Source organism: Ornithinibacillus massiliensis, assembly GCF_018310345.1.
In the GTDB taxonomy this organism is placed as follows: Bacteria; Bacillota; Bacilli; order Bacillales; family Amphibacillaceae; genus Ornithinibacillus; species Ornithinibacillus massiliensis.
The window spans coordinates 741,675-763,044 of sequence record NZ_JAGXBY010000002.1; the positions used below are offsets into that span (position 1 = coordinate 741,675).

At 35.7% G+C, this 21,370-nt stretch carries 22 protein-coding genes; 5 read left to right on the forward strand and 17 right to left on the reverse strand.

Features of this window, described 5'->3' with window-relative positions:
* Positions 1–176: 176 nt before the first annotated feature.
* Positions 177–1,385, forward strand: a complete 1,209-nt coding sequence (ylbJ, locus tag KGF86_RS08025; protein WP_186868574.1) for a sporulation integral membrane protein YlbJ — start codon at positions 177–179, stop codon at positions 1,383–1,385.
* A gap of 494 nt (positions 1,386–1,879) precedes the next feature.
* On the opposite strand, the gene coaD is transcribed toward ylbJ, so the two are convergent.
* From coaD to KGF86_RS08060, 8 genes are all read right to left on the reverse strand, one after another.
* Entirely contained in the window at positions 1,880–2,362 is a 483-nt protein-coding gene (gene coaD, locus KGF86_RS08030) for a pantetheine-phosphate adenylyltransferase (protein ID WP_186868573.1), read from the reverse strand.
* Between the two features lie 17 nt (positions 2,363–2,379).
* A complete protein-coding gene (gene rsmD, locus KGF86_RS08035; protein ID WP_211741533.1) occupies positions 2,380–2,934 on the reverse strand; it encodes a 16S rRNA (guanine(966)-N(2))-methyltransferase RsmD in 555 nt (184 codons plus the stop codon).
* A gap of 106 nt (positions 2,935–3,040) precedes the next feature.
* Positions 3,041–3,175, reverse strand: coding sequence for a hypothetical protein (locus tag KGF86_RS19490; protein WP_255488070.1), 135 nt, complete (start codon positions 3,173–3,175; stop codon positions 3,041–3,043).
* 108 nt (positions 3,176–3,283) lie between these two features.
* Complete coding sequence (locus tag KGF86_RS08040) at positions 3,284–3,559, reverse strand: YlbG family protein (RefSeq protein ID WP_186868571.1); 276 nt, start codon at positions 3,557–3,559, stop codon at positions 3,284–3,286.
* A gap of 74 nt (positions 3,560–3,633) precedes the next feature.
* Positions 3,634–4,074, reverse strand: coding sequence for a YlbF/YmcA family competence regulator (locus KGF86_RS08045; protein WP_186868570.1), 441 nt, complete (start codon positions 4,072–4,074; stop codon positions 3,634–3,636).
* A 56-nt stretch (positions 4,075–4,130) separates the two neighbouring features.
* The gene (locus KGF86_RS08050; RefSeq protein WP_211741534.1) at positions 4,131–4,364 is read right to left on the reverse strand and encodes a YlbE-like family protein; all 234 of its coding nucleotides are present in this window, start codon (positions 4,362–4,364) and stop codon (positions 4,131–4,133) included.
* A gap of 8 nt (positions 4,365–4,372) precedes the next feature.
* Positions 4,373–4,771 carry a YlbD family protein gene (gene ylbD / locus KGF86_RS08055; protein ID WP_186868568.1) on the reverse strand — a complete coding sequence of 133 codons (399 nt, stop codon included), beginning with the start codon at positions 4,769–4,771 and terminating at the stop codon, positions 4,373–4,375.
* Positions 4,772–5,020: 249 nt separating this feature from the next.
* Positions 5,021–6,094, reverse strand: coding sequence for a CAP domain-containing protein (locus KGF86_RS08060; RefSeq protein ID WP_211741535.1), 1,074 nt, complete (start codon positions 6,092–6,094; stop codon positions 5,021–5,023).
* Positions 6,095–6,355: 261 nt separating this feature from the next.
* Here KGF86_RS08060 and KGF86_RS08065 point away from each other — a divergent pair, with 261 nt between their 5' ends.
* Together KGF86_RS08065 and ytvI are read left to right on the forward strand one after the other, a co-directional pair.
* The gene (locus KGF86_RS08065; RefSeq protein WP_211741536.1) at positions 6,356–6,724 is read left to right on the forward strand and encodes a YugN family protein; all 369 of its coding nucleotides are present in this window, start codon (positions 6,356–6,358) and stop codon (positions 6,722–6,724) included.
* A gap of 152 nt (positions 6,725–6,876) precedes the next feature.
* On the forward strand, positions 6,877–7,920 hold the full coding sequence (gene ytvI, locus KGF86_RS08070; RefSeq protein WP_211741537.1) for a sporulation integral membrane protein YtvI: 1,044 nt from the start codon (positions 6,877–6,879) through the stop codon (positions 7,918–7,920).
* A gap of 72 nt (positions 7,921–7,992) precedes the next feature.
* Here the strand turns inward: ytvI and KGF86_RS08075 are convergent, their stop codons facing one another.
* From KGF86_RS08075 to coxB, 6 genes are all read right to left on the reverse strand, one after another.
* Positions 7,993–8,448, reverse strand: coding sequence for a DUF420 domain-containing protein (locus KGF86_RS08075; RefSeq protein WP_186868564.1), 456 nt, complete (start codon positions 8,446–8,448; stop codon positions 7,993–7,995).
* Between the two features lie 56 nt (positions 8,449–8,504).
* Positions 8,505–9,419 (reverse strand): cytochrome c oxidase assembly factor CtaG, encoded by a 915-nt coding sequence (gene ctaG / locus KGF86_RS08080; protein ID WP_211741538.1) that lies wholly within the window; start codon positions 9,417–9,419, stop codon positions 8,505–8,507.
* A gap of 198 nt (positions 9,420–9,617) precedes the next feature.
* On the reverse strand, positions 9,618–9,932 hold the full coding sequence (ctaF, locus tag KGF86_RS08085; protein ID WP_186868562.1) for a cytochrome c oxidase subunit IVB: 315 nt from the start codon (positions 9,930–9,932) through the stop codon (positions 9,618–9,620).
* A 3-nt stretch (positions 9,933–9,935) separates the two neighbouring features.
* Complete coding sequence (locus tag KGF86_RS08090; RefSeq protein WP_186868561.1) at positions 9,936–10,559, reverse strand: cytochrome (ubi)quinol oxidase subunit III; 624 nt, start codon at positions 10,557–10,559, stop codon at positions 9,936–9,938.
* Between the two features lies 1 nt (position 10,560).
* Positions 10,561–12,411 (reverse strand): cytochrome c oxidase subunit I, encoded by a 1,851-nt coding sequence (ctaD, locus tag KGF86_RS08095; protein ID WP_211741539.1) that lies wholly within the window; start codon positions 12,409–12,411, stop codon positions 10,561–10,563.
* A 44-nt stretch (positions 12,412–12,455) separates the two neighbouring features.
* A complete protein-coding gene (coxB, locus tag KGF86_RS08100; protein WP_186868559.1) occupies positions 12,456–13,508 on the reverse strand; it encodes a cytochrome c oxidase subunit II in 1,053 nt (350 codons plus the stop codon).
* 834 nt (positions 13,509–14,342) lie between these two features.
* Here coxB and KGF86_RS08105 point away from each other — a divergent pair.
* Positions 14,343–15,296 (forward strand): COX15/CtaA family protein, encoded by a 954-nt coding sequence (locus KGF86_RS08105; RefSeq protein ID WP_186868558.1) that lies wholly within the window; start codon positions 14,343–14,345, stop codon positions 15,294–15,296.
* Positions 15,297–15,433: 137 nt separating this feature from the next.
* Here the strand turns inward: KGF86_RS08105 and pyc are convergent, their stop codons facing one another.
* The 3 genes from pyc to KGF86_RS08120 all read right to left on the reverse strand — a co-directional run bounded on the left by pyc (position 15,434) and on the right by KGF86_RS08120 (position 20,531).
* Positions 15,434–18,874 (reverse strand): pyruvate carboxylase, encoded by a 3,441-nt coding sequence (gene pyc / locus KGF86_RS08110; RefSeq protein WP_211741540.1) that lies wholly within the window; start codon positions 18,872–18,874, stop codon positions 15,434–15,436.
* Positions 18,862–20,043, reverse strand: coding sequence for a putative lipid II flippase FtsW (ftsW, locus tag KGF86_RS08115; RefSeq protein ID WP_211741541.1), 1,182 nt, complete (start codon positions 20,041–20,043; stop codon positions 18,862–18,864). The genes pyc and ftsW overlap by 13 nt, the downstream gene beginning before the upstream one ends.
* Positions 20,044–20,249: 206 nt before the next feature.
* Positions 20,250–20,531, reverse strand: a complete 282-nt coding sequence (locus KGF86_RS08120; protein ID WP_186868555.1) for an Fpa/YlaN family protein — start codon at positions 20,529–20,531, stop codon at positions 20,250–20,252.
* Positions 20,532–20,764: 233 nt separating this feature from the next.
* Between KGF86_RS08120 and KGF86_RS08125 the strand changes: the two genes are divergently transcribed.
* On the forward strand, positions 20,765–21,247 hold the full coding sequence (locus KGF86_RS08125; RefSeq protein ID WP_186868554.1) for a hypothetical protein: 483 nt from the start codon (positions 20,765–20,767) through the stop codon (positions 21,245–21,247).
* Positions 21,248–21,370: the final 123 nt, after the last annotated feature.

The window sequence follows — 21,370 nt, forward strand, 5'->3', positions numbered from 1 at the left end:
TTTTCTTTCGAAAAAAGTGTATGGCATATTCAGGCAATGTACAAGCGTATATTGATATAGATATATGAAACTAACCCTTTTAAGTTTCATTATTCTACGTTTCATTTCAAACTAGTTTTATTTTACTACTATCAAAATAATAAGTACAGTTTAGCAAATTACTAGGAGGCAGTCTTTTGAAGCAATTAGTTAAAACATTTCTGTTTGCCGCTACAACTATTTTCTTTGCATTTACGTTAATTAAATATCCTAATGACGCTCTAGAGGCAAGTATTCGTGGACTTGATATGTGGTGGGAAGTTGTTTTCCCTTCCCTACTGCCTTTTTTTATTACTGCTGAATTATTATTAAGTTTCGGTGTTGTGAAGTTTCTGGGAGTAGTATTTGAACCAATTATGCGCCCATTATTCAATGTTCCGGGTGTTGGTAGTTTTGCCTGGATAATGGGCATGGTTAGTGGTTACCCAACCGGTGCAAAATTATCCGTCCGACTGAAAGAGCAAAAGCAAATTTCACAGATAGAAGCAGAACGTCTTGTTGCGTTCACTAACTCTTCTAGTCCATTATTTATTTTTGGAGCGATATCGATTGGCTTTTTTCATGATGCTAAATTAGGGGTACTATTAGCAGTTTGTCATTATGTGGGGAATGCCTTAACCGGCATCTGTATGCGTTTTTATGGTAGATCTAAAGAGACGTATCAAAAAAAGGAAAACCGTAAAATTTCTCTTAAACGAGCATTCTATGCAATGCATGAAACGAGAATAAAGGACAAGCGCCCAGTAGGTGAGATTATGGGAGATGCTGTAATTAATTCCATTAAGACACTCGTTATGGTTGGAGGATTCATCATCTTGTTTTCGGTGTTAAATAAGATGCTATTTTTGATAGGAATAACGCCATTTATTGCCATCTTCTTTCAATCCGTCCTGCAGTTCTTTTTCATACCTGTAGAATTAGCTCTACCATTTATATCTGGGCTTTTTGAAATAACATTAGGTGCAAACATGATCTCAAAAGAAAATGTTGATCCCTTTTTGGCTAGCGTTATTGTAGTAAGTTTTATATTAGGATTTAACGGCTTCTCTGTGCAAGCTCAGGTTGCAAGTATTATTTCGAAGAGTAATATTAGGTTTTATCCATATTTTTTCGCACGTATTTTACATGGCTTTATAGCTAGTATTCTTGCCATCTTACTTTATAAACCTTTCTATTTAGATAGAATCGAATCAAGTGTAAAAGAAATGCCTGTACTCAATCCAAGCATAGATAGTCAATGGGTACGTATATTAGATCTTCTCCAGGAAATCGGACCATTAATTACCATTGCTGCTTTTGGATTAGCTTTCATTATTATGTTTCGTCGTTTTAGATATTCAAAATAATGAATTGAAGTGTTAGCAAGAGTTCCTTACAAAACTTTTTACGATCATTTTCACATTTTCACAAACATATATTACCCCAAAGAATACGATGGACTAGCGATTGTAAAAGATTAGAGAGGCTTTAGACAAAACTATTTCTAATATAGGATAAACTGAACTTGAAAGATAGCGCATCAAACCCGCCCCGGAAATATACTTGCGGTTGCTTCCAGTACAGGGGCGACATCTGCTCGAAAAAAACATCGCAGTGTCTACCTTGTACTTTATCACAGCATAAGTGCGACATCTGCTCGAAAAAACCTCGCAGTGTCTACTTTACCGTTGGGCGGCTGGTGAGCCTCCTCAGAGCTAACGCTCCCCTGCGGTCTCACCGATGCCTTTCCTCCCACAGGAGTCTCCGTATATTCCCGGGGCTAATGTAGTAATTGTTCGTTTTTTATTACCTTTGTTTTCATTTTGTCCCGGCCTCTTAACCATCGCTAGTCCTGATTTTCTTACCGCTTATATTTACTTTTAAGTGCTTCTGCTACAACTACTGGTACAAGGTCGGTCACGTCTGCCTTATATTTAGCAACCTCTTTTACAATACTGGAGCTTAAGAATGAATATTGATTATTGGTCATCATAAATAGTGTTTCTATTCTTGAATCTAACTTCCGATTCATTGATGTAATTTGCATTTCATATTCAAAGTCACTTACAGCCCTCAAACCTCTAAGTATGACTTGTGCATTCTTCTCCTCCGCATATTCTATTAATAAGCCATCACTTGCATCCACTTTTACATTAGGCATATGCTTCGTCGATTCTCTAATTAATTCCATTCTTTCTTCCACTGTAAACAACGGAGATTTGGATCGATTATTAAATACAGCAACAATTACTTCATCAAAAATTTTAGAACCTCTTTCAATAATATCTAAATGCCCTAATGTAATGGGATCAAAACTCCCTGGACAAATTGCTAATTTTGTCATGCCAGCACCCCTCTAAGCTAAATTTTTTGATAGATGGTAACTCCAATAGTTCCGCCATAGTGAGTTTGTTTTTTAACCGTTAGACTGGAGTATGTATCTGGTAATTGATCGTGAATATCATGTTCACAGTAAATAATACCATCACTATTTAATAACTGTTCTGATTCAATTATTTCTAATATTTTTTCGTAACTTACTTTAGTATAAGGAGGATCAAGGAATATTAAATCGAACTTCAGCCTTCTTTTTGCAGATGCTGATAAGGCACGGAATGCATCTGCACGAAATACTTCTACTTGATCATCAAGTTTTAACATGGAGACATTCTCTTTAATAGTCTGAATGGCTTTGGGATGATTATCGACGAAAATACATGAGTCCATTCCGCGACTTAACGCCTCAATCCCTAACGAACCACTCCCAGCAAATAAATCCAGTGCCTTTCCACCTTGGAAAAATGGGCCAAGCATTTGAAACACCGCCTCTTTTACCTTATCCGTAGTAGGTCTAGTATTTTTACCTGGAACTGCCTTCAATTGTCTTCCTTTATGTATTCCTGCTATTACTCGCATCACATTCACCTCTGTTACTCACTCGTTACAATCCTACCACAAAGGAAAACGATAATAAAACAGAAAAAAACTATTACAAAAAATAAGATTAACATGTATATATTTTTTACCATTGAACATAATAGCTTAATGGAACAGCTAATGCGTAGCTTGGTTGTTTCAAAACACGGAGAAGACTTACACTTCCCCATAAGTTCTCCTCCGGTTTCTCCTCTCCCTTTGCCTTTTTGTTTTCTGGCAAGAAAACAAAGGGACCTGCAGGATTTATTTCTGCAGGTTTTTTTAATTTATTCTCAAAACCCTATCATTATAGAAACCAAAAACCTTCGTGAGGTTAATCACGAAGGTTCTATATTCCCATTTTATAATCGTATTGTTTTGCTTTATCTGGTTTAGCGTTTTCATATTCTGTACGAATAAATGGCTTATATGAGCGATCTACCCGTGATACAAAAGGGTATTTTAATAATTTCTTCTCAATTTCTTCTAGATTAGATTGATCCACGTACATTACTGCATACTTTAGCTTTTTTGATGTATAAAGAACATTTCCCAATCGTTTGATTTGTTTCATATTTTTGGCATGTTGATACCAAACAATAATCCCCTGTCTATTTGTTCTCATGAAAAATCCTCACAATTTCAGGTAGTTTTGAAATAGTTTATCAGAATATAGCTTTTGTTTCAACAATATAACGATTAAGACGCCTTACATCCACAGCCTCCGCCGCTGCCACAACCACATCCACTGTCCGTTAGTGCTGCCCCATCTCTTGGAACCTTTATTTGTTCACTAACACTGAATGCAATATACTGACTAATCTCATCTAATAAACTTTGAAAATTTCTCTCAGCAATTTTATATGCTGCTACTTTATCATTTAAGTCCATAGCACGTTTTTTAGTGCGGACAAGTTTCATAATTTCAGAGTAATCTGGATGATATCTACCAAATCTCTGGACGTCTTCATATTGATCCTTAACAGCAGTAAACTCCTTAATAAGCTGTTGGGCTTCGGAATCATTTACTAAAGCATGTTTAGCTTCTGCATATGCTTCATAAACCTCAGAGTCCAAAACCATCCTCCCTAGCATTTCAGAGCGGTCTAAAATATCGACATATTCTAAGGTAGCTATCATATTAAATTCACCTCCACCAATAGTTTATCACTTTTATGGTGAAAATGTAAAAACAATTAATCTTTCATCATTTCCGCAAATTGTAATAGCATACCCACCATTTGAACATTTTGGTTGACCTTTTCCAGCTTTTGAGAGAAGGTTTTACCATAAAATCGTTTCGCTTCAATTTCTATTTCAGCTATTTTATTCGGATCTCTCGATAGAAATCGATACCATTCTGGGTTGTAACGGATAAAATGAACTAAATCAGGTCTAGTTAGTAAATAGTCATGTAATGTTTTATTCATCGTAATCACTAATCCCTAAACCAACCAAAAGGATTATGTTCCTGTGGTTTTGGTCCTTTTTTAGATCCTTGATATTGATCAATCAACTCTTGAATGGTAGCAATTGTTCCACTTAACTGGGATACCTGCTTTTGTACTTTATCGATATCCATCTTCTCAGCATATTTTAATAGCTGACTAAATAGTTCAGCCTTACTCTCGGTTCCATTCTTATCACTATTAACTTTATTTGATGATTCATCTCTAAACTTATCCCAATATTCATCCTCTTCACCTAGTAGAATCCATTTTTCATAGTATTCTTGCCATGACCTTCCAGTTCTTCTAATTTCCTTCCTCAGCTTCGGATGTTGATTAATAAATTCTCGGAAGCGTTGGACAGTTGGATTTAAATTATTCGTACTCAAATCATCTCACCCCTTTAGCTTTACACTTAGGCAACAATCGACATACTATAATTTATGCTTTAACCATTGTTCTGTGCATTTCACCTAATACAAGGAACTGAAAATAGAAATTTAACCATTCTTCTCACATGCAACCTCTCCCCCATTCCATCAAGGGATATAGAAAAACCCGAACGATTTCGCATTATCATGGTAGAATTACGAATAATAGTTCGGGTCATTAATGAAATGTTCTTTTATATGCTACTACTAGTTATAAGGTTTCGTTAAATAGTTTTGTGTATAATATAGCCTATACACACCTACTCCTAAATGGGTGTATTCATCATTCAAAAGAGCGTCCCGGTGACCTTCACTATTTAACCAACCTTCAACCGCTGCAGGAGCATCGACATATTGGGCGGCAATATTTTCACCTGCTGCAGTGTAATAGACATCTCTTCCTTCTAATCTTTCTTTTAAGCCATTCCCATTTTGACTATAATGGGAGAAGTAATTATTTTCTGCCATATCCTTACTATGTAAGAAGGCAACCTCGCTAACCCTATCCTCCCATTCTAACGCATTCTTTTTAAAGTTGTGTCGGATCACATTCGTAATATCAAAAATTTGTTGTTCCATTCCACGCTCAACTTCTTCCCATTTAGCATCCGTCAGATTAGGAAGATTAGGTATTTTTCCTCTATAGCGTAATCCATATGGTCGTTGTATAAGTAGTACGTCACCAGTCATAATGCGGACAGAAGAAAGCTGATCAGAAAAGGTATCAAAATATACTTGTAAAAAGAGATCATCTGATAGCTTTACTAAGGGACGCATTTGAACATCTTCGTCGTCTAACAAAAATGTATAAGAAGTTATTCCTTTTTTATACGTCACTTCATTTTTAAATTCTAACTCTTGATGAACACTTTCATAACTGTCACCAATTGCTAATGGTGAAATGGAAATATCACCGCCAGTAGCATAAATCGTATGAATTTCCTCCCCTATAACACCGAATTGAATATATTGTGTTTCATTATTCGTATACACCCACCAAGTATATCCATAAGAACTTAGATCCTTGCGCTTCGGTTCCCCTAACGCTTGAATTAACTCATCCGTACTCCTTCCAATCCAATGAAATAGTTCCCCCTCATATTTCCCTTTGGCAATTATATTATTGGGAACCGACTTCTCCTTTACATTCTCCTTCTTCACGATTAATGTATGATTAAGACTATCAATTGCTTCACGTGATTCTATTTGATTCTTTTCTAAAATAAAAAATGTAATAATGACTATCATAATTAAGCCTACAACGCCTTTTATCCATCGCATTTCGTCTAGCTCCCTCTACTAAATAGTATAGTAAACTATATGTTTTACTATATTAAAACATGCTATAAAATTATTAAATACTATATACGAAATTAATTCATTTGTAGTTAAAAACAGAAATATACGAACATTGGATTAGTCAAATCGTTACAATTATATGACAGTTCTAATTTCTCGAAGATGAAAAACCCCATTTTCATTGCAACTTCATTGAAATAATACTATTATTAAGGTAGTGAGCAAAAATGTGAGGTGTAGAAAATGAAATTAGAAAATATTGGAATTGAAGATACTATAATGGAAATAAAACCATTAGATAGGATCATGGGAAATAATGCCTTTATCCGTGCTGGACAGTGGGATTATGAACGAGTTACATATGATTATAAAATCGGTTCCAATGAGAAAAACATTACATATTATATCCGTGTTCAAGGTTACGCAATTGAAGGTGATGTTGACCGTGGTGATGCCGTCATTAAGTTATTAAGTCCATTACTTGGTAAGCATTATTATCCACATGGCGTGGAATATGGTGAAGAAGAAAACTTCCCAGAAAATCTGGTAGAAAGAGCAACCAAGATTCTGCAAAAAGTTAGTGAAGAGCTTAAAGAACTTAACGTTGAGTAATGAACAAATTGGCCAACTACTCTCACGGCGGGAGTAGTTGGTTTTTTTGTCTATCTGTTTCACGAGTTATTCCTATCCAGATGGATGATTTCGTGCTATATTTTTTATAGGTACATTATAGAATTTTCCAACACCCGAAAGGAGATACCCTTTTGTTTCGAAAAATCATCTTATTCATCAACATATTGTTATTATTAGTGGTTGGATATTTCGTATTGTCTATCTCTATTCCTTTAATTATTGCACTAATAACAGCACTTTCATTAAACCCTGTAGTGAATTTCATTCAAAACCGAACGAGAATTAACAGGAAATTTTCGGTACTAATTGTATTTCTATTGTTTCTTGTGGTAGTTGGATTTGCAGGAGGCTTTATTGTCACAAAAGCTGTAGGTCAAGCAATTAACTTTGTAGAAGACGTCCCATCCCATATCAATAAGATTAACCAAGTATATGGAGAATGGCAAAATCGAATAACTGAATATGGTAATGATTTGCCTTCTGAGTTTGTTGAATCTGTAACAGATAGTTTTGATACATATGTTACACAGCTAAACACAACACTTAGAGAAAAGGTAACCATCAATAAAATTGCTAGTATCTTCGCTCAGGTTCCGCAATATATTGTAAGTATTCTAGTATATCTGATAGCCTTGTTCCTCTTTATGCTAGAACTACCAATATTAAAAGATAAAACATTTAATTTATTTACAAAAGAAACTGCTGAAAAAGTTTCCTTTATGAACAATCGAATTAAAAATGTTATTGTTGGCTTCTTTAAAGCTCAATTTTTAGTTAGTTTAATTATCTTTGCGGTTTCGCTAATTGGATTATTTATTATCGCTCCAGAAGTTGCTTTGATAATGGCGCTTATCATATGGCTAGTTGATTTAGTTCCGATTATTGGTTCAATCATTATTCTTGGACCATGGGCTATCATTATGTTTATGGCTGGAGATATACAAATGGGAGTAGAACTGTCCATTCTTGCTATCATTCTGCTTGCCATAAGGAGAACGGTTGAACCTAAAGTGATGGGAAAACATATGGGATTGTCACCACTCGCAACACTAATTTCGATGTTCCTAGGATTAAAGATATTTGGTATATTAGGATTTATCATTGGGCCATTAATCCTAATCATTTACATTTCAGCTAGGGAAGCTGGAATCCTGAAGCTTAACATTAAATTTTAAATCATAAAAAATAACGCATTTGCTTGAAAAAAGCAAATGCGTTATTTTTATACCATCTAATTAAAAAGTTTATTAAGTGCCAAATATTGCCTTTAATAAGCTTGTTGTATGTCCACCATGATAAAGAACATATAATAAGAAGTATACGACAATACCAGTACTCGCAGATCCGAACCAGATAATGGAAGTAATCGGACCAATTTTTCTGTGCTTTCCGATTTTACGCTTGAATGCTAAGTATAGCGTTACAAGCCCAAAAACCGCACCTGTTGTAGCTAATGTTATATGGAAAACTAAAAATATCGTGTAGTAGATTTTCAATTCATCTGGACCACCGAAACTCGTGTTTCCAATAAAAACAGTTCGAGACATATAAATAATAAAGAACAATAACGCACTGATTGCCGCTGCAATCATCGTCTTCTTATGTGCTTTAGGTCGATTCGTCGCAATCAAACGCCATCCAATTGCAACTAATACTGCACTTAAAAATATAAAGAAAGTACTTATAGTAGGTAAAATTTCCATAATCTTATCCCTCTCCTAAATCAGAAAGAAGTGAAATGCTTCTCCCCTTCCATTATTTATTCTGTTGTATTAGCAACCGTATTCGGTAATGGGTCTACCTTTAAGGTTTCCGGGCTAAACCAAGCATAAAATACTTTAGCTAAAATGACACCATAAATAATTTCTTGCATTATTTTCATAATAATACCACCAAGCTGCTGATCTTCTAACGTAGACATCGATGAGAACATTTCTGGCCCAGTGATTTGAGAAGTAGTAGTTAGTCCACTTAGAACGTCACCTGGTACACATAGTGCCATAGCTTGAATCCAAGCACCACTCGAACTATATGCTGCATATAACGGTACATCTGCGAAAATAATCAATATACAGGCTGGTGTTATCAATACACTATTACCAAATATATAGAAAATCTTCCCTAACGGATGTTTAATTTGCCATTCTTTAATAGGCGACATAATTGGGAACCATACTAAAAATCCAAATAATAAAAGCAAAATATGGAATGAAGTATGTATAGCCGGTGAAGATTTCGTCATATCAAAAATAGCTGGCAAATGGTAAATAGAAAATAACGTATTAAACAATAAAATTGAAATTAACGGAAACGTAAGTACTTTCATCACAGGTTTAATAACTGGTTTAAAAAGCACACCCTTCCAAATCCAAGCCGGGATCCCCTTTATCATAAGAATTGGAAATACAATTAAATAAATTGCCATTTGCATCATATGAGCTGTAAGGGTAATATGACTTAACAAGTCTATTGGAGATCCCTTAACAATATAAAGTAATACTAGTCCGATATAGAAAAAAATCTTTTGTTTCGTTGTTGGGCCTTCAACGGAGCCAAACTTATGGCGCAGTGGCCCAGTAATCAAGTAATATGTAATTCCTAAACCCAAAACAAATAAAAAGAAATATGGACTCCATAAAGCACGAAATCCAAAAAGTTGTAAATTAACCAACATATCATTCACTCCATAGTTATCCTATTATCTAAGTTCCATTATAACCTATAAATATACGGTAAACACTGGTAAACTGTGACAACTTTTTAAAGACTAGTTAGATACTAGAAGAACAATTATGAATATCCTCATTGCATTCTTCATTTCATATCCAAAAAATTAGGACCAGGGAAAACAATTCCCTGATCCTTATTTAGATTACCACCATATTACTAAGCTAAGTGCAGCTACGGTTAATACTGCCGCCCATACTCCACCGTAAATCATAATAGCGACCATATCATGCCCTTTATCCTTCATATGCATAAAGTAGTAGAATTGGAATGCTACTTGTACTACAGCAAGAATTAGTAATAATGGAATCGCGAGCATCTTACTCATTATGCCTGAACCAACAATGACAAAAGCAATAATAGTAAAGATTATCATTGTAGCAAAGGTAATCAGCTGCTTTTTCATTTCCTCTTTATTTTGTTGTTTGTGAAATTCATTGGTTTTGGTGTTATTTGCCATCAGTTACCCCACCTTCCCCATTAGGTATACCACTGTAAAGATGAATACCCATACAACGTCAATAAAGTGCCAATATAAACTAAATGTATTGAATTTTGGTGCATTGTAAAGATTTAATCCACGCTTTGCGTTTCGAATCATAAGAGCAGCTAACCAACAAAGACCAAAAAGTACGTGTCCACCGTGGAAGCCTACTAATGTATAGAACGCAGATCCAAAAGCAGAAGAACGGAATGTAAATTCGTACTCATGAATATAGTGATAGAACTCGTAAATCTCACATGCAAGGAAAGCTAGACCAAGTAAACCGGTAATTCCAAGCCAAAGCTGCATTTTTGCGAAATTATTATTCTTCATATGATACATGGCATATACACTAGTTAAAGAACTAGTTAATAATAGCATGGTCATAAAGAATACTAATTCGAGTCCAAATAAATCCTCAGAACTAGGTCCACCAGCAGTCGAATTCTTCAATGCAAGGTATGTTCCGAAAAGGCTAGCAAATAATACTGTTTCTCCGCCAAGGAAAAACCATAATCCTAAAAACTTATTTTTCCCTTCAAGTGTTGCTTTTTCGGGATGATGTGGCATTGTTTCTGGATTTAAGGTATGATCATTAGCCATATTATTCAGCCTCCTTTTCGAGATCTTCTTTATGGATATGATATCCAAGGTCATCTTTCAGTGAGCGAAGTAGCATACATAATAATGCTAGCCCCATGCCACCGAAAAGCAATACATAAGCAAAAGTAGATTGATTATGGTAAATAAACCCGAATCCTGCAATAAAGAAACCTAATGACATAATAAACGGTAGAATAGATCCATTTGGCATATGGATATCTCCTACAGGTTCTGCAGGTGTCATTTTACCATTACCTTCCATCTTCTCAATCCATAATGCATCAAGTCCACGAACAAGTGGAAGTTGTTTAAAGTTATAATGTGGTGGCGGTGAAGCAACTGCCCACTCTAATGTACGTCCATCCCATGGATCTTGCGGTGCAGGCTTTTCTTTAAACCAAGAATAAAATGCATTGAATAAGAATACTAGTACACCGAATGTCATAAAGAAGGCACCGACTGTACTAATAGCGTTACCTACATCCAACCCTTGATCTTTTAAGAAAACCCAATAGCGACGAGGCATACCCATTAGCCCAAGGAAATGTTGGATAAAGAATGTTAAATGGAATCCAATAAAGAATGTCCAGAATGCAAGCTTACCTAATTTCTCATTAAGAATTCTTCTAAACATTAATGGCCACCAGTAATGTAGTGCTGCAAGAATTCCAAATACTACCCCACCAACAATTACATAATGGAAGTGGGCTACAACGAAGTAAGAATCATGGTATTGATAATCCGCAACAGAAGTTGCTACCATAACCCCTGTCATTCCACCTAGTGTAAAGGAAGGAATGAATCCTAATGACCAAAGCATTGCACTATTGATTGTAATATTTCCACCCCAGAGGGTTAGTAACCAGTTGAAAATCTTAATACCAGTTGGAACAGCGATTGCCATCGTAGCGATAGCGAAAATAGAATTCGCAACTGGACCCATACCTACTGTAAACATATGGTGAGCCCATACCATAAAGCCTAAGAACGCAATAAGGATTGTCGCAAATACCATTGCTGTATATCCAAATAGACGCTTTTTAGAGAATGTCGCAAAAATTTCACTAAAAATACCGAACGCTGGCAAGATTAGAATATAAACTTCTGGGTGTCCAAAGATCCAGAATAGATGTTGCCAAATGATGCTGTTACCACCAAGTGCTACATCAAAGAATGCTGAATCAAACATACGGTCGAACATTAGTAAGAATAAACCAACTGTTAAGGCTGGAAATGCAAATAATATTAATACGCTGATTACGAATGTTGTCCATGTGAATAATGGCATACGCATATATGTCATACCAGGTGCACGCATATTAACAATCGTTACGAGGAAGTTAATTCCCCCCATTAACGTACCAGCACCCGATATCTGTAGACCTAGAATATAATAATCTACACCATGTCCTGGCGATGACGTTGATAGTGGAGTATATGCTGTCCAACCAGCATCTGGTGCACCAGTTAACCAGCTGACATTTAGCATAATTCCACCAAACAAGAATAACCAAAAACCTAATGCATTAACAAATGGAAACGCAACATCACGAGCACCAATTTGTAACGGCATGACGACGTTCATTAATCCTAGTAATATTGGCATGGCCGCAAAGAAAATCATCGTTGTTCCATGCATAGTAATCATTTCATTATATAGACCAGCAGATATAAAATCGTTCTCTGGTTTCATTAGTTGAATACGAATAATTAAAGCTTCTAATCCACCGAGTAGGAAAAAGAAACCCCCACCATAAAGATATAGTTTACCTATTTTTTTATGGTCAACAGTCGTTAAATAATCCCATAATACGGCAGCGAAGCTTGTTTTCTGAGCAGTTGCTGAACTCACAAAATAAACCTCCCTTTTCAATCATACAAACCTTAAATCAAAAGTTAGTTACCCGCACTCTCCGGAGTAATTTCTGAAGGGCGTAACTGTAATAGATACTCTGCAATTAATGCAGCATCCTCTTCACTAACTGATGGGTACATACCAGTCATTTTATTTCCTGGTTTCATTTCTTCTGGATTTACAATCCACTGAATGATATTTTCTTTTGTCATATCTGCTGTACCTGCTAGTTTTGTACGGTCTCCAAAATTGGTTAAGTTAGGACCGACTGCTACAGGTGAAGATCCAATTGCGTGACATGCAATACAGTTGTTCTCTTCAAATAATGCTCTACCATCAACTGCTGTTTGTGTTTCTGGTTCTGTTTCTGGATCAAAGTTTTGCATATCAGCGACCCATTGGTCAAACTCTTCTTGACTTACTACGACAACCTTGAAGTCCATAAGTGAGTGTGAAGGTCCACAAAGCTCCGCACATTTACCCCAATACACACCTTCTTCATAAGCCTGAAGATAAAATGTGTTTTCATTTTCTGGGTTAACATCAAGCTTACCAGAAAGTGCAGGAACCCATAATGAATGGATAACATCGGAAGATAACATGTTAAAGTAAACTTTTTCACCTACAGGAATATATACATCCTGACTTGTTTGGATATCTAGTCCATCATAATCAAAATGCCACCAATATTGGTTACCGGTAACGTTAACATTTAATGAATCACTAGCATCCGCTTCATCAGCTAAATCAAACGTATAGATTACTGTTGGCACCGCAATTACGATTAAAAGTAAAATCGGAATAACAGTCCAGATTGTTTCTAATGTTTGGTTTCCTTCAACTTGCTTTGGAATAACATCTTCTTGACCTTTTTTCTTACGGAATTTAATAAGCGCTACTGTAAATATAACCATTACAATTACTAGAACAACAGTCATGATAACAGTAGGTAGAATAATTAGATCTAGAGATTTTTCCGCGCCGTAGCCTTTAGGGTTTAACGCTGTCAAGTTCTCCCTACCACAGGCTGATAGAAATAATGCTACTAAACCCAATAGGGATAATACTTTGAATCTTCCCATCCAACCTTTCATGTATTAATACCTCTCTTTCAAATTTTCCTTCCTTATATAGAAAATAGTAAGGATGATAATTAGTAATGGGAAACCTTAATTATATATGTACCTATTCCCCATTCGTTATCGATACATTCCTTTTTAATACAATTTAAGAAGACAGTATTTAATATTCCTAACAAAGCTAAAAATATTGTATTTAAAAGGAAAGTAACTAAGGCAAGTACCAATTCATTCTTTTTCAGTAAATCCATCAAAATTTACTATCACTTTTTACTCCCGTATGTACAATAGCATCGCCCAATTTTTGAGGAAGTTGTCTCATTTGAACGCACCCTGTATATCCCCCCTTTAACCCCCAAAATAAAAGGGACATATAAAAGAAGCATACTCATCCTAACATTGTTCATATTCCCATAAAGTATGCTATCTATTAATGCTCATTGTATCACGGTTCCATCTTACAATCCATTTGCCTCTAGGATAACACTGTCATAATTCGCACGAACTTCTGACAATTATGTGAATTTTATATTGTAAACAAATAAAAGGCTAAAACGCCTTCAAAAATTCAGCCACCTATGTAATTGCTTTCGTCAGAAGTTTAACTACTAATTTACAGTATATCCCCTATATTATTTCTAGCAGACAATGAAAAACTTTGCAAGGGTTTTTTCTTATTTCAATCTGTTCGATATTTAAATCCATCTATTGTTTAACAATTCTGTGTCAATTGTCTTTATATTGCATAAAAGATTTGCTTTATACGCGAAAAAAAGATTATCATGGAGAGTGGTATAATAATATTGTCGTAATACATAACAACAAAGTAGAAGTGAGGATATTGATAGTATGATAAAATTATTAAAATGGCTCTCGGTTCTAGCGGTCATCGGAATGACGTTTGTCCTTATCGGAGGGGCACTAGTGACTAAAACCGAGTCAGGTGATGGGTGTGGTGATAGTTGGCCACTATGTAAAGGAGAATTAATTCCATCTGAAATCGATATGGAATTAATTATTGAATTGAGTCATCGTTTAGTATCTGGTTCTGTTGGTATTATCGTTCTTATCCTAGCTTATCTGTCTTGGAAGCATATTGGAAATATTAGGGAAGTGAAGTTTCTATCTATTTCCTCTGTTTTCTTTTTAGTTTTGCAAGGATTAATCGGTGCCGCCGCTGTAATGTGGGGACAATCTGACTTCGTTTTAGCAGCACATTTTGGAATTTCACTTATTTCCTTTGCAACCATTTTCTTATTAATGTTACTTATTTTTGAAATTGATAAGAAATTTGATGCTGATTCACTTTACATAAAAAAGAAGCACCGTGTTGAAATCTATGCTCTAACCATATTTACCTTACTCGTTGTTTATACAGGCGCACTCGTAAGACATGTAAACGCAAACTTAGTTTGTGGGGATTGGCCGTTCTGTAAAAATACAGCACCATTCGATTTCTCAAGCTTTACATTTGAACAATGGATTCAAATGGGACATCGTTTGTTTGCTGGATTATTATTTATTTGGACACTAAGTCTATTTATTCGCATTCTAAAAGATTATCCAAAAAGTAACATTATGAAGTGGGGTTGGACAGCAACCTTTACATTGATACTTCTACAAGTTATATTTGGTGCTCTCATTATCTTTACGTTATTAAATTTAGGTGTCGCGTTAATGCATGCACTAGTTATTACATGTTATTTCGGAATGCTAAGCTATTTCTGTCTCTTATCAACAAGAAGTGCTGTAATGGCTCGTAAAAACGCTATTCCAGAAGAGGCTCTTTCTAACATAAAATAAAAAAGTAACATCCTATACATCATTAAACATAAACGAAGTAAAACCCCCGTATCCTTCTATCAAGATACGGGGGTTTTAAGGTAAGTTAACATTATTAACCCAATTACATCAGCACGCACTTTAAAAGCTGATAAATTCTATTCCAATTCAATTAATAAATCATTCACTTCAATTGTGTCACCATTCTGTACATGGATAGCTTTTACTACACCGGTAAACGGAGCTTGAACAGTTGTTTCCATCTTCATCGCTTCCGTAATAACTAGCTCATCGCCCTTTTCTACCTCTTGCCCTTTTTCACACACTACTTTAAGCACTGTTCCAGGCATCGTTGCTCCAATATGTTTACCATTCGTTTTATCTGCCTTCTGTCTTAACATAACATTCGTTTGGACACTCTTATCCCGGATATTAACTTGGCGAGCCTGGCCATTCAATTCAAAGTAAACTACTCTTGTACCATCTTCTCTAGGTTCAGAAATAGATACTAATTTAACAATCAGTGTTTTTCCTTGCTCGATCTCTACTTCAACTACTTCACCAATCTTCATCCCATAGAAGAATGTTGGTGAATCTAATACAGATACGTCCCCATATGATTCATAGAATTGGTGATAATCCATAAATACTTTCGGATATAAAGCATATGAAATCATATCAAAACTAGTTACTTGACGGTCTAATGTATTAAATAAGGTTTCCTTCAAGTGGTCAAAATTTACTGGATCTAATAATTGTCCAGGTCTTTCTGTAATCGGCTTTTTTCCTTTTAAAATGATTCGCTGTAATTCTTTTGGAAATCCTTGATATGGCTGACCAATATAGCCACTAGCAAATTCTACGACTGAATCTGGAAAATCAATGGTTTCTCCCTTTTCGTATACATCATCTTCACTTAAATTGTTTTGTACCATGAATAGTGCCATATCCCCTACTACTTTTGATGAAGGGGTTACTTTTACTACATCACCAAACATATCATTCACACGACGATACATAGATTTTACTTCATCCCAGCGATCTCCTAAGCCTACAGCTTTTGCTTGCTGTCGTAAGTTAGAATATTGCCCACCAGGCATTTCATGTTGATATATTTCAGTATGCGGAGCATTCATACCACTCTCAAATTCTTGGTAATACTGCCGTAAAGATTCCCAATAATGACCTAGTTTCTCATAGTTTTCGATATCCACTTTCGGCTGTCGTTCTTTACCTTCTAACGCATGATATAATGTTTGCGCACTTGGTTGTGAGGTTAGCCCTGCCATCGGTCCATTAGCAACATCAACAGCGTCTACTCCAGCATCAATCGCTCTAGCATACATATAAACTCCATTTCCACTTGTGTCATGGGTATGAAGATGGATTGGAATATCAACTGTTTCTTTTAGCTCTGTTACTAAACGATACGCAGCTTCCGGTTTAAGTAATCCAGCCATATCTTTAATTCCTAAAATATGCGCACCTGATTGTTCGAGCTCTTTAGCTAATTTCTTATAATAAGCTAAATCATATTTGGTACGGTTTGGATCCAGAATGTCCCCTGTATAACACATAGCAACCTCTGCAATCTTATCATTATCCCGAACTGCTTGGATAGCAGGTCTCATACCATCTACCCAGTTTAAACTATCAAAAATACGGAAAACATCTATTCCGCCATTTGCACTTTTTTCAACAAATTCCTGAATTAAGTTATCTGGATAATTTTTATATCCTACTGCATTACTTGCGCGTAGAAGCATTTGAAGTAATACGTTTGGCATTTTTTCTCGCAGCTTTAACAATCTTTCCCAAGGGTCTTCCTTAAGGAATCGATACGCAACATCAAAAGTTGCTCCTCCCCACATCTCCACAGAGAATAGGTTAGGTAAAAGTTTAGAAGTTGGCTCAGCTATTTTAACCAGATCCTTCGTACGAACTCGAGTCGCTAGTAACGATTGATGAGCATCTCTAAACGTCGTATCGGTTAATTGTACTACCTTCTGCTCTTTTAACCACTGCGCAAGCCCGTCTGGTCCTCTTTCATCAAGAATTTGCTTCGTTCCATGCGCATAATCAAGATGTTCTACATTTGGAACGATTGGTGTATCAAAGTTCGGTTTTTCTTTTTTAGTAATGCCTTCAAATCCATTAACCGTTGTTTCCCCGATAAAGGTTAACATTTTTGTTCCACGGTCTTTTCGCTTAGGGAAAACAAATAATTCCGGCGTTTCATCTATAAAAGTCGTATTGTATTCACCAGTCATAAATTGATTGTGTAACATGACATTTTCTAAAAATGGAATATTCGTCTTAATACCTCGAATACGAAACTCTTTAAGATTACGCACCATTTTTAAAACAGCTTGTTCGAAAGTTAATGCCCAAGTAGACACCTTTACAAGCAATGAATCATAATGTGGGGTAATTTCTGCACCTTGGAATCCATTTCCAGCATCTAAACGAACACCGAATCCACCACCAGTCCGATAAGCCATGATTTTCCCTGTATCTGGCATAAAATTATTTAATGGATCTTCTGTTGTTACACGGGATTGAATAGCATAACCCTGAGTTGTAATCGATTCTTGTTCAGGAATTCCGATTGATGGTTCATGGATATGTTGACCATCCGCAATTTTGATTTGAGTTTGTACGATATCAACCCCAGTAATTAATTCTGTAATCGTATGCTCTACTTGAACGCGTGGATTTACCTCAATAAAATAAAAGTCATTTTCCTTCACTAAAAATTCAACCGTACCTGCGTTTACGTAGTTCACATTTTTCATTAGTTGAACAGCTGCAGAACAGATTCTCTCCCGTAATTCATCTGTTAATGATATACTTGGCGCAACCTCTACTACCTTTTGGTGTCTACGTTGAATGGAGCAATCACGTTCATATAGATGAACAATATTTCCAAATTCATCCCCGATAATTTGAACTTCTATATGCTTCGGTTGTTCTATTAATTTCTCAACATATACTTCTTCACTACCAAAAGCTGCTTTTGCTTCCGATTTAGCTCTTTCATAGCTTTCACGAACATTATTGGCACTTCGTACAATCCGCATGCCACGTCCACCACCACCTAGAGCTGCTTTAATGATGATAGGATAGCCATGCTCCTGACCAAAAGCTTCTACTTCCTCTAGCGACGTAACAGGACCATCACTACCTGGAATTACTGGAAGACCAGCTTTTTGTGCTTGTGTTCTTGCTCTTACTTTATCCCCAAACATATGTAAGTGTTCACTTTTAGGACCTATAAAGATTATACCTTCCTGCTCACAGCGTTTAGCAAATTCTATATTTTCCGATAGGAATCCATAACCAGGATGAATTGCATCTACCCCAACACGTTTGGCAATAGCTATAATTCCTTCAATATCCAAATAAGCATCAATAGGTTTTTTGCCTTCCCCTACCAAATAAGACTCATCTGCCTTATAGCGATGATAGGATCCTAAATCTTCTTTTGAATAAATAGCAACTGTTCGAATGTTTAACTCTGTGCATGCCCTAAACACACGGATTGCGATTTCCCCACGATTGGCAACGAGTACTTTTTTAATTTTATTTAACTTGACCATCTTGTTCCTCCTTTAATAAATGGATTATTTGGTATATCTTGTTTCATTGCAGGAACTGGTTCACGTTCCTGTTTTTTCACATTCATCGCAATATTATTTAATACTCCCATGGATACTAATAATATGAGTAATGAAGATCCACCGTAGCTAACAAATGGTAACGTAACACCCGTTATCGGTAAAATACCACTTGCCGATCCCAAGTTAATAAATGTTTGTATACCTACCATAGAAGAAATACCTAGCGCTAGTAACGCTCCAAAACTATCCTTACATTTACGTGAAATAAATATTCCCCGTAATACAATGATCGCTAGAGCACCAATAACAATGATGACACCTAGAAAACCCAACTCTTCAGCAATTACAGCCATAATGAAGTCCGTATGTGGACCAAATAAGTACCCTAGCTTTTGTACCCCTTGTCCAAGACCTTCTCCTGTTACCCCTCCAACACCAATGGCTACATACGATTGGATTAATTGATAGCCATCAAGATGTGGTGACTCAAATGGTGCATAGGCCCCCGTAAAACGGCTAATCCTTTCATCAGTTACCATATTAGGAACGGCGATTGCTAATAATAATAACCCTATTGCAACTAATATAAATAAATGTTTAAAACGGATACCTGAACTAAATATGACGGTACACGCTATTAAAAAGATAATGGCAGCTGTTCCAATATCAGGCTGAGCTACAATTAATGCTAGAATAAACCCTGTTAAAATTAAAGGTGGTAATACCCCTCGATTGAAATTATTGATATATGCCTGTTTCTTTGAATATACGGAAGCTAGATACATGATGATACCAAGCTTAGCAAATTCAGAAGGTTGTAAATTAATCGGCCCGATATTTATCCAGGATTTTGCGTTACCCGCAGAATACCCAAAAAACCTTACCGCTAACAACAGTAGTATGACCCCTAAAACGATTAATTTGATTAATTTTTGATACTTTTTATAGGGAAAAAAGGTCGCAAATAGAAATCCAAATAATCCTATTGCAAACCATTGTAATTGCCTCAGTAAATAATGATTGCTTTCATAGCCCTCCACTATTGCTAGCACCATGCTCGCACTATAAATCATCACAACACCAAATCCACTTAATATTAATGGTGTTATAAGAAGTGTAAAATCAAATTCTTTTAATTTTGTTAACATCGTTTCTCTCTCCAATTGTGATAACTGAATATAATTAGCTATCCGTGCAAGTCTATTGGTAATTAATCAATTTTCAATGAATTAGGTCTATTCGTCAAGTGGTAAATGTCTTGTCAAGTCCCACTTACTTAAACAAAAAAACCTTGCCATTTCATATGCAGGCAAAGTTTTTACCAAAAAATCTTTCCACACGAAATGCATAAGTGTTACACAGATTTTTGGGCCGCTTCATGAAGAATGTTTAAACGCCTCTCCAAATTCTCAAGAAGTGCTTTTCCTTCATCTTCATTAATTAAATTTAATCGAACAGCAAAATCAATCTCCCGTGAGAGACCATACATTTGCGTGTCTAAAACCTCTTCATATAATGGACATTGCGGCATCGTTAAATTATCAATTTGTACCTCAATAAGCCGCAATATTTTATCAGCATCAGCCTTTAGAAGGGCATAGGCTTTTTCACGATGATCTATCGTTACCTCTGGCATCAATATATCCCCTCCACCAACAAACCTTATCAGGATAATAAGCTTGTTTTCTTCTTTGTACATATACATTTACTCTAATATTATATTATCCTTTACTACTATAAAATGCAATCTTTTCCTTCAATGAAATACTAGGAAAAATTGAGGTTAGAATATAATGCTTAGCGATTTCATTTATTGTAGTTGTCTGCTATTCTTAATAGGTACAGATATTATCGGAAAGGTGGAAAAACATGATTGTCCCTATTATTGGTAATGTTACCTACCAAATTACAATGGATCCTACCGTATGGATATTTGATGATCGCAAAATTATTTTAGAAGAAGCATTCTCCAATCATGAAGAAAAAGATGAACGAAATGACGTCCAAGAAGCACAAGAGAGATGGGAAAGAGCAGTAGGATTCCAATCGAAACCTCCTGTTAATAGAAGTTTAGCTAAGCACGAACGGGAGAATATATTAAAATATTCCTATGTAATGCCAATTGAAGACTTTTTAAATCATGCTGAAATTAAAGCTGATGCAAAAGAAGCACTACTTGTAACAGAGAGTAAAGAAATAATAATTTCGATATCTGATTTATACAACAGTTACTTACTGTTTGCATTGGATGGAAAACCGTTAACTGAAAATGGCCCTGTGCATTTATTATTCAAAGACGGATCTAATAAGGACAATCCAATTAAAGGTATTACCAAAATTATTGTAAGTTAATGAACTATGATTAGGATCTTAAAAGGCAGGCAGACCGCTGTTTCTATTAGGATCCTTTTTTCTATTGTATAATTTGGCATCTAATACTCCAAAATAACGGTATAGTTATTCCCTGTATCCACA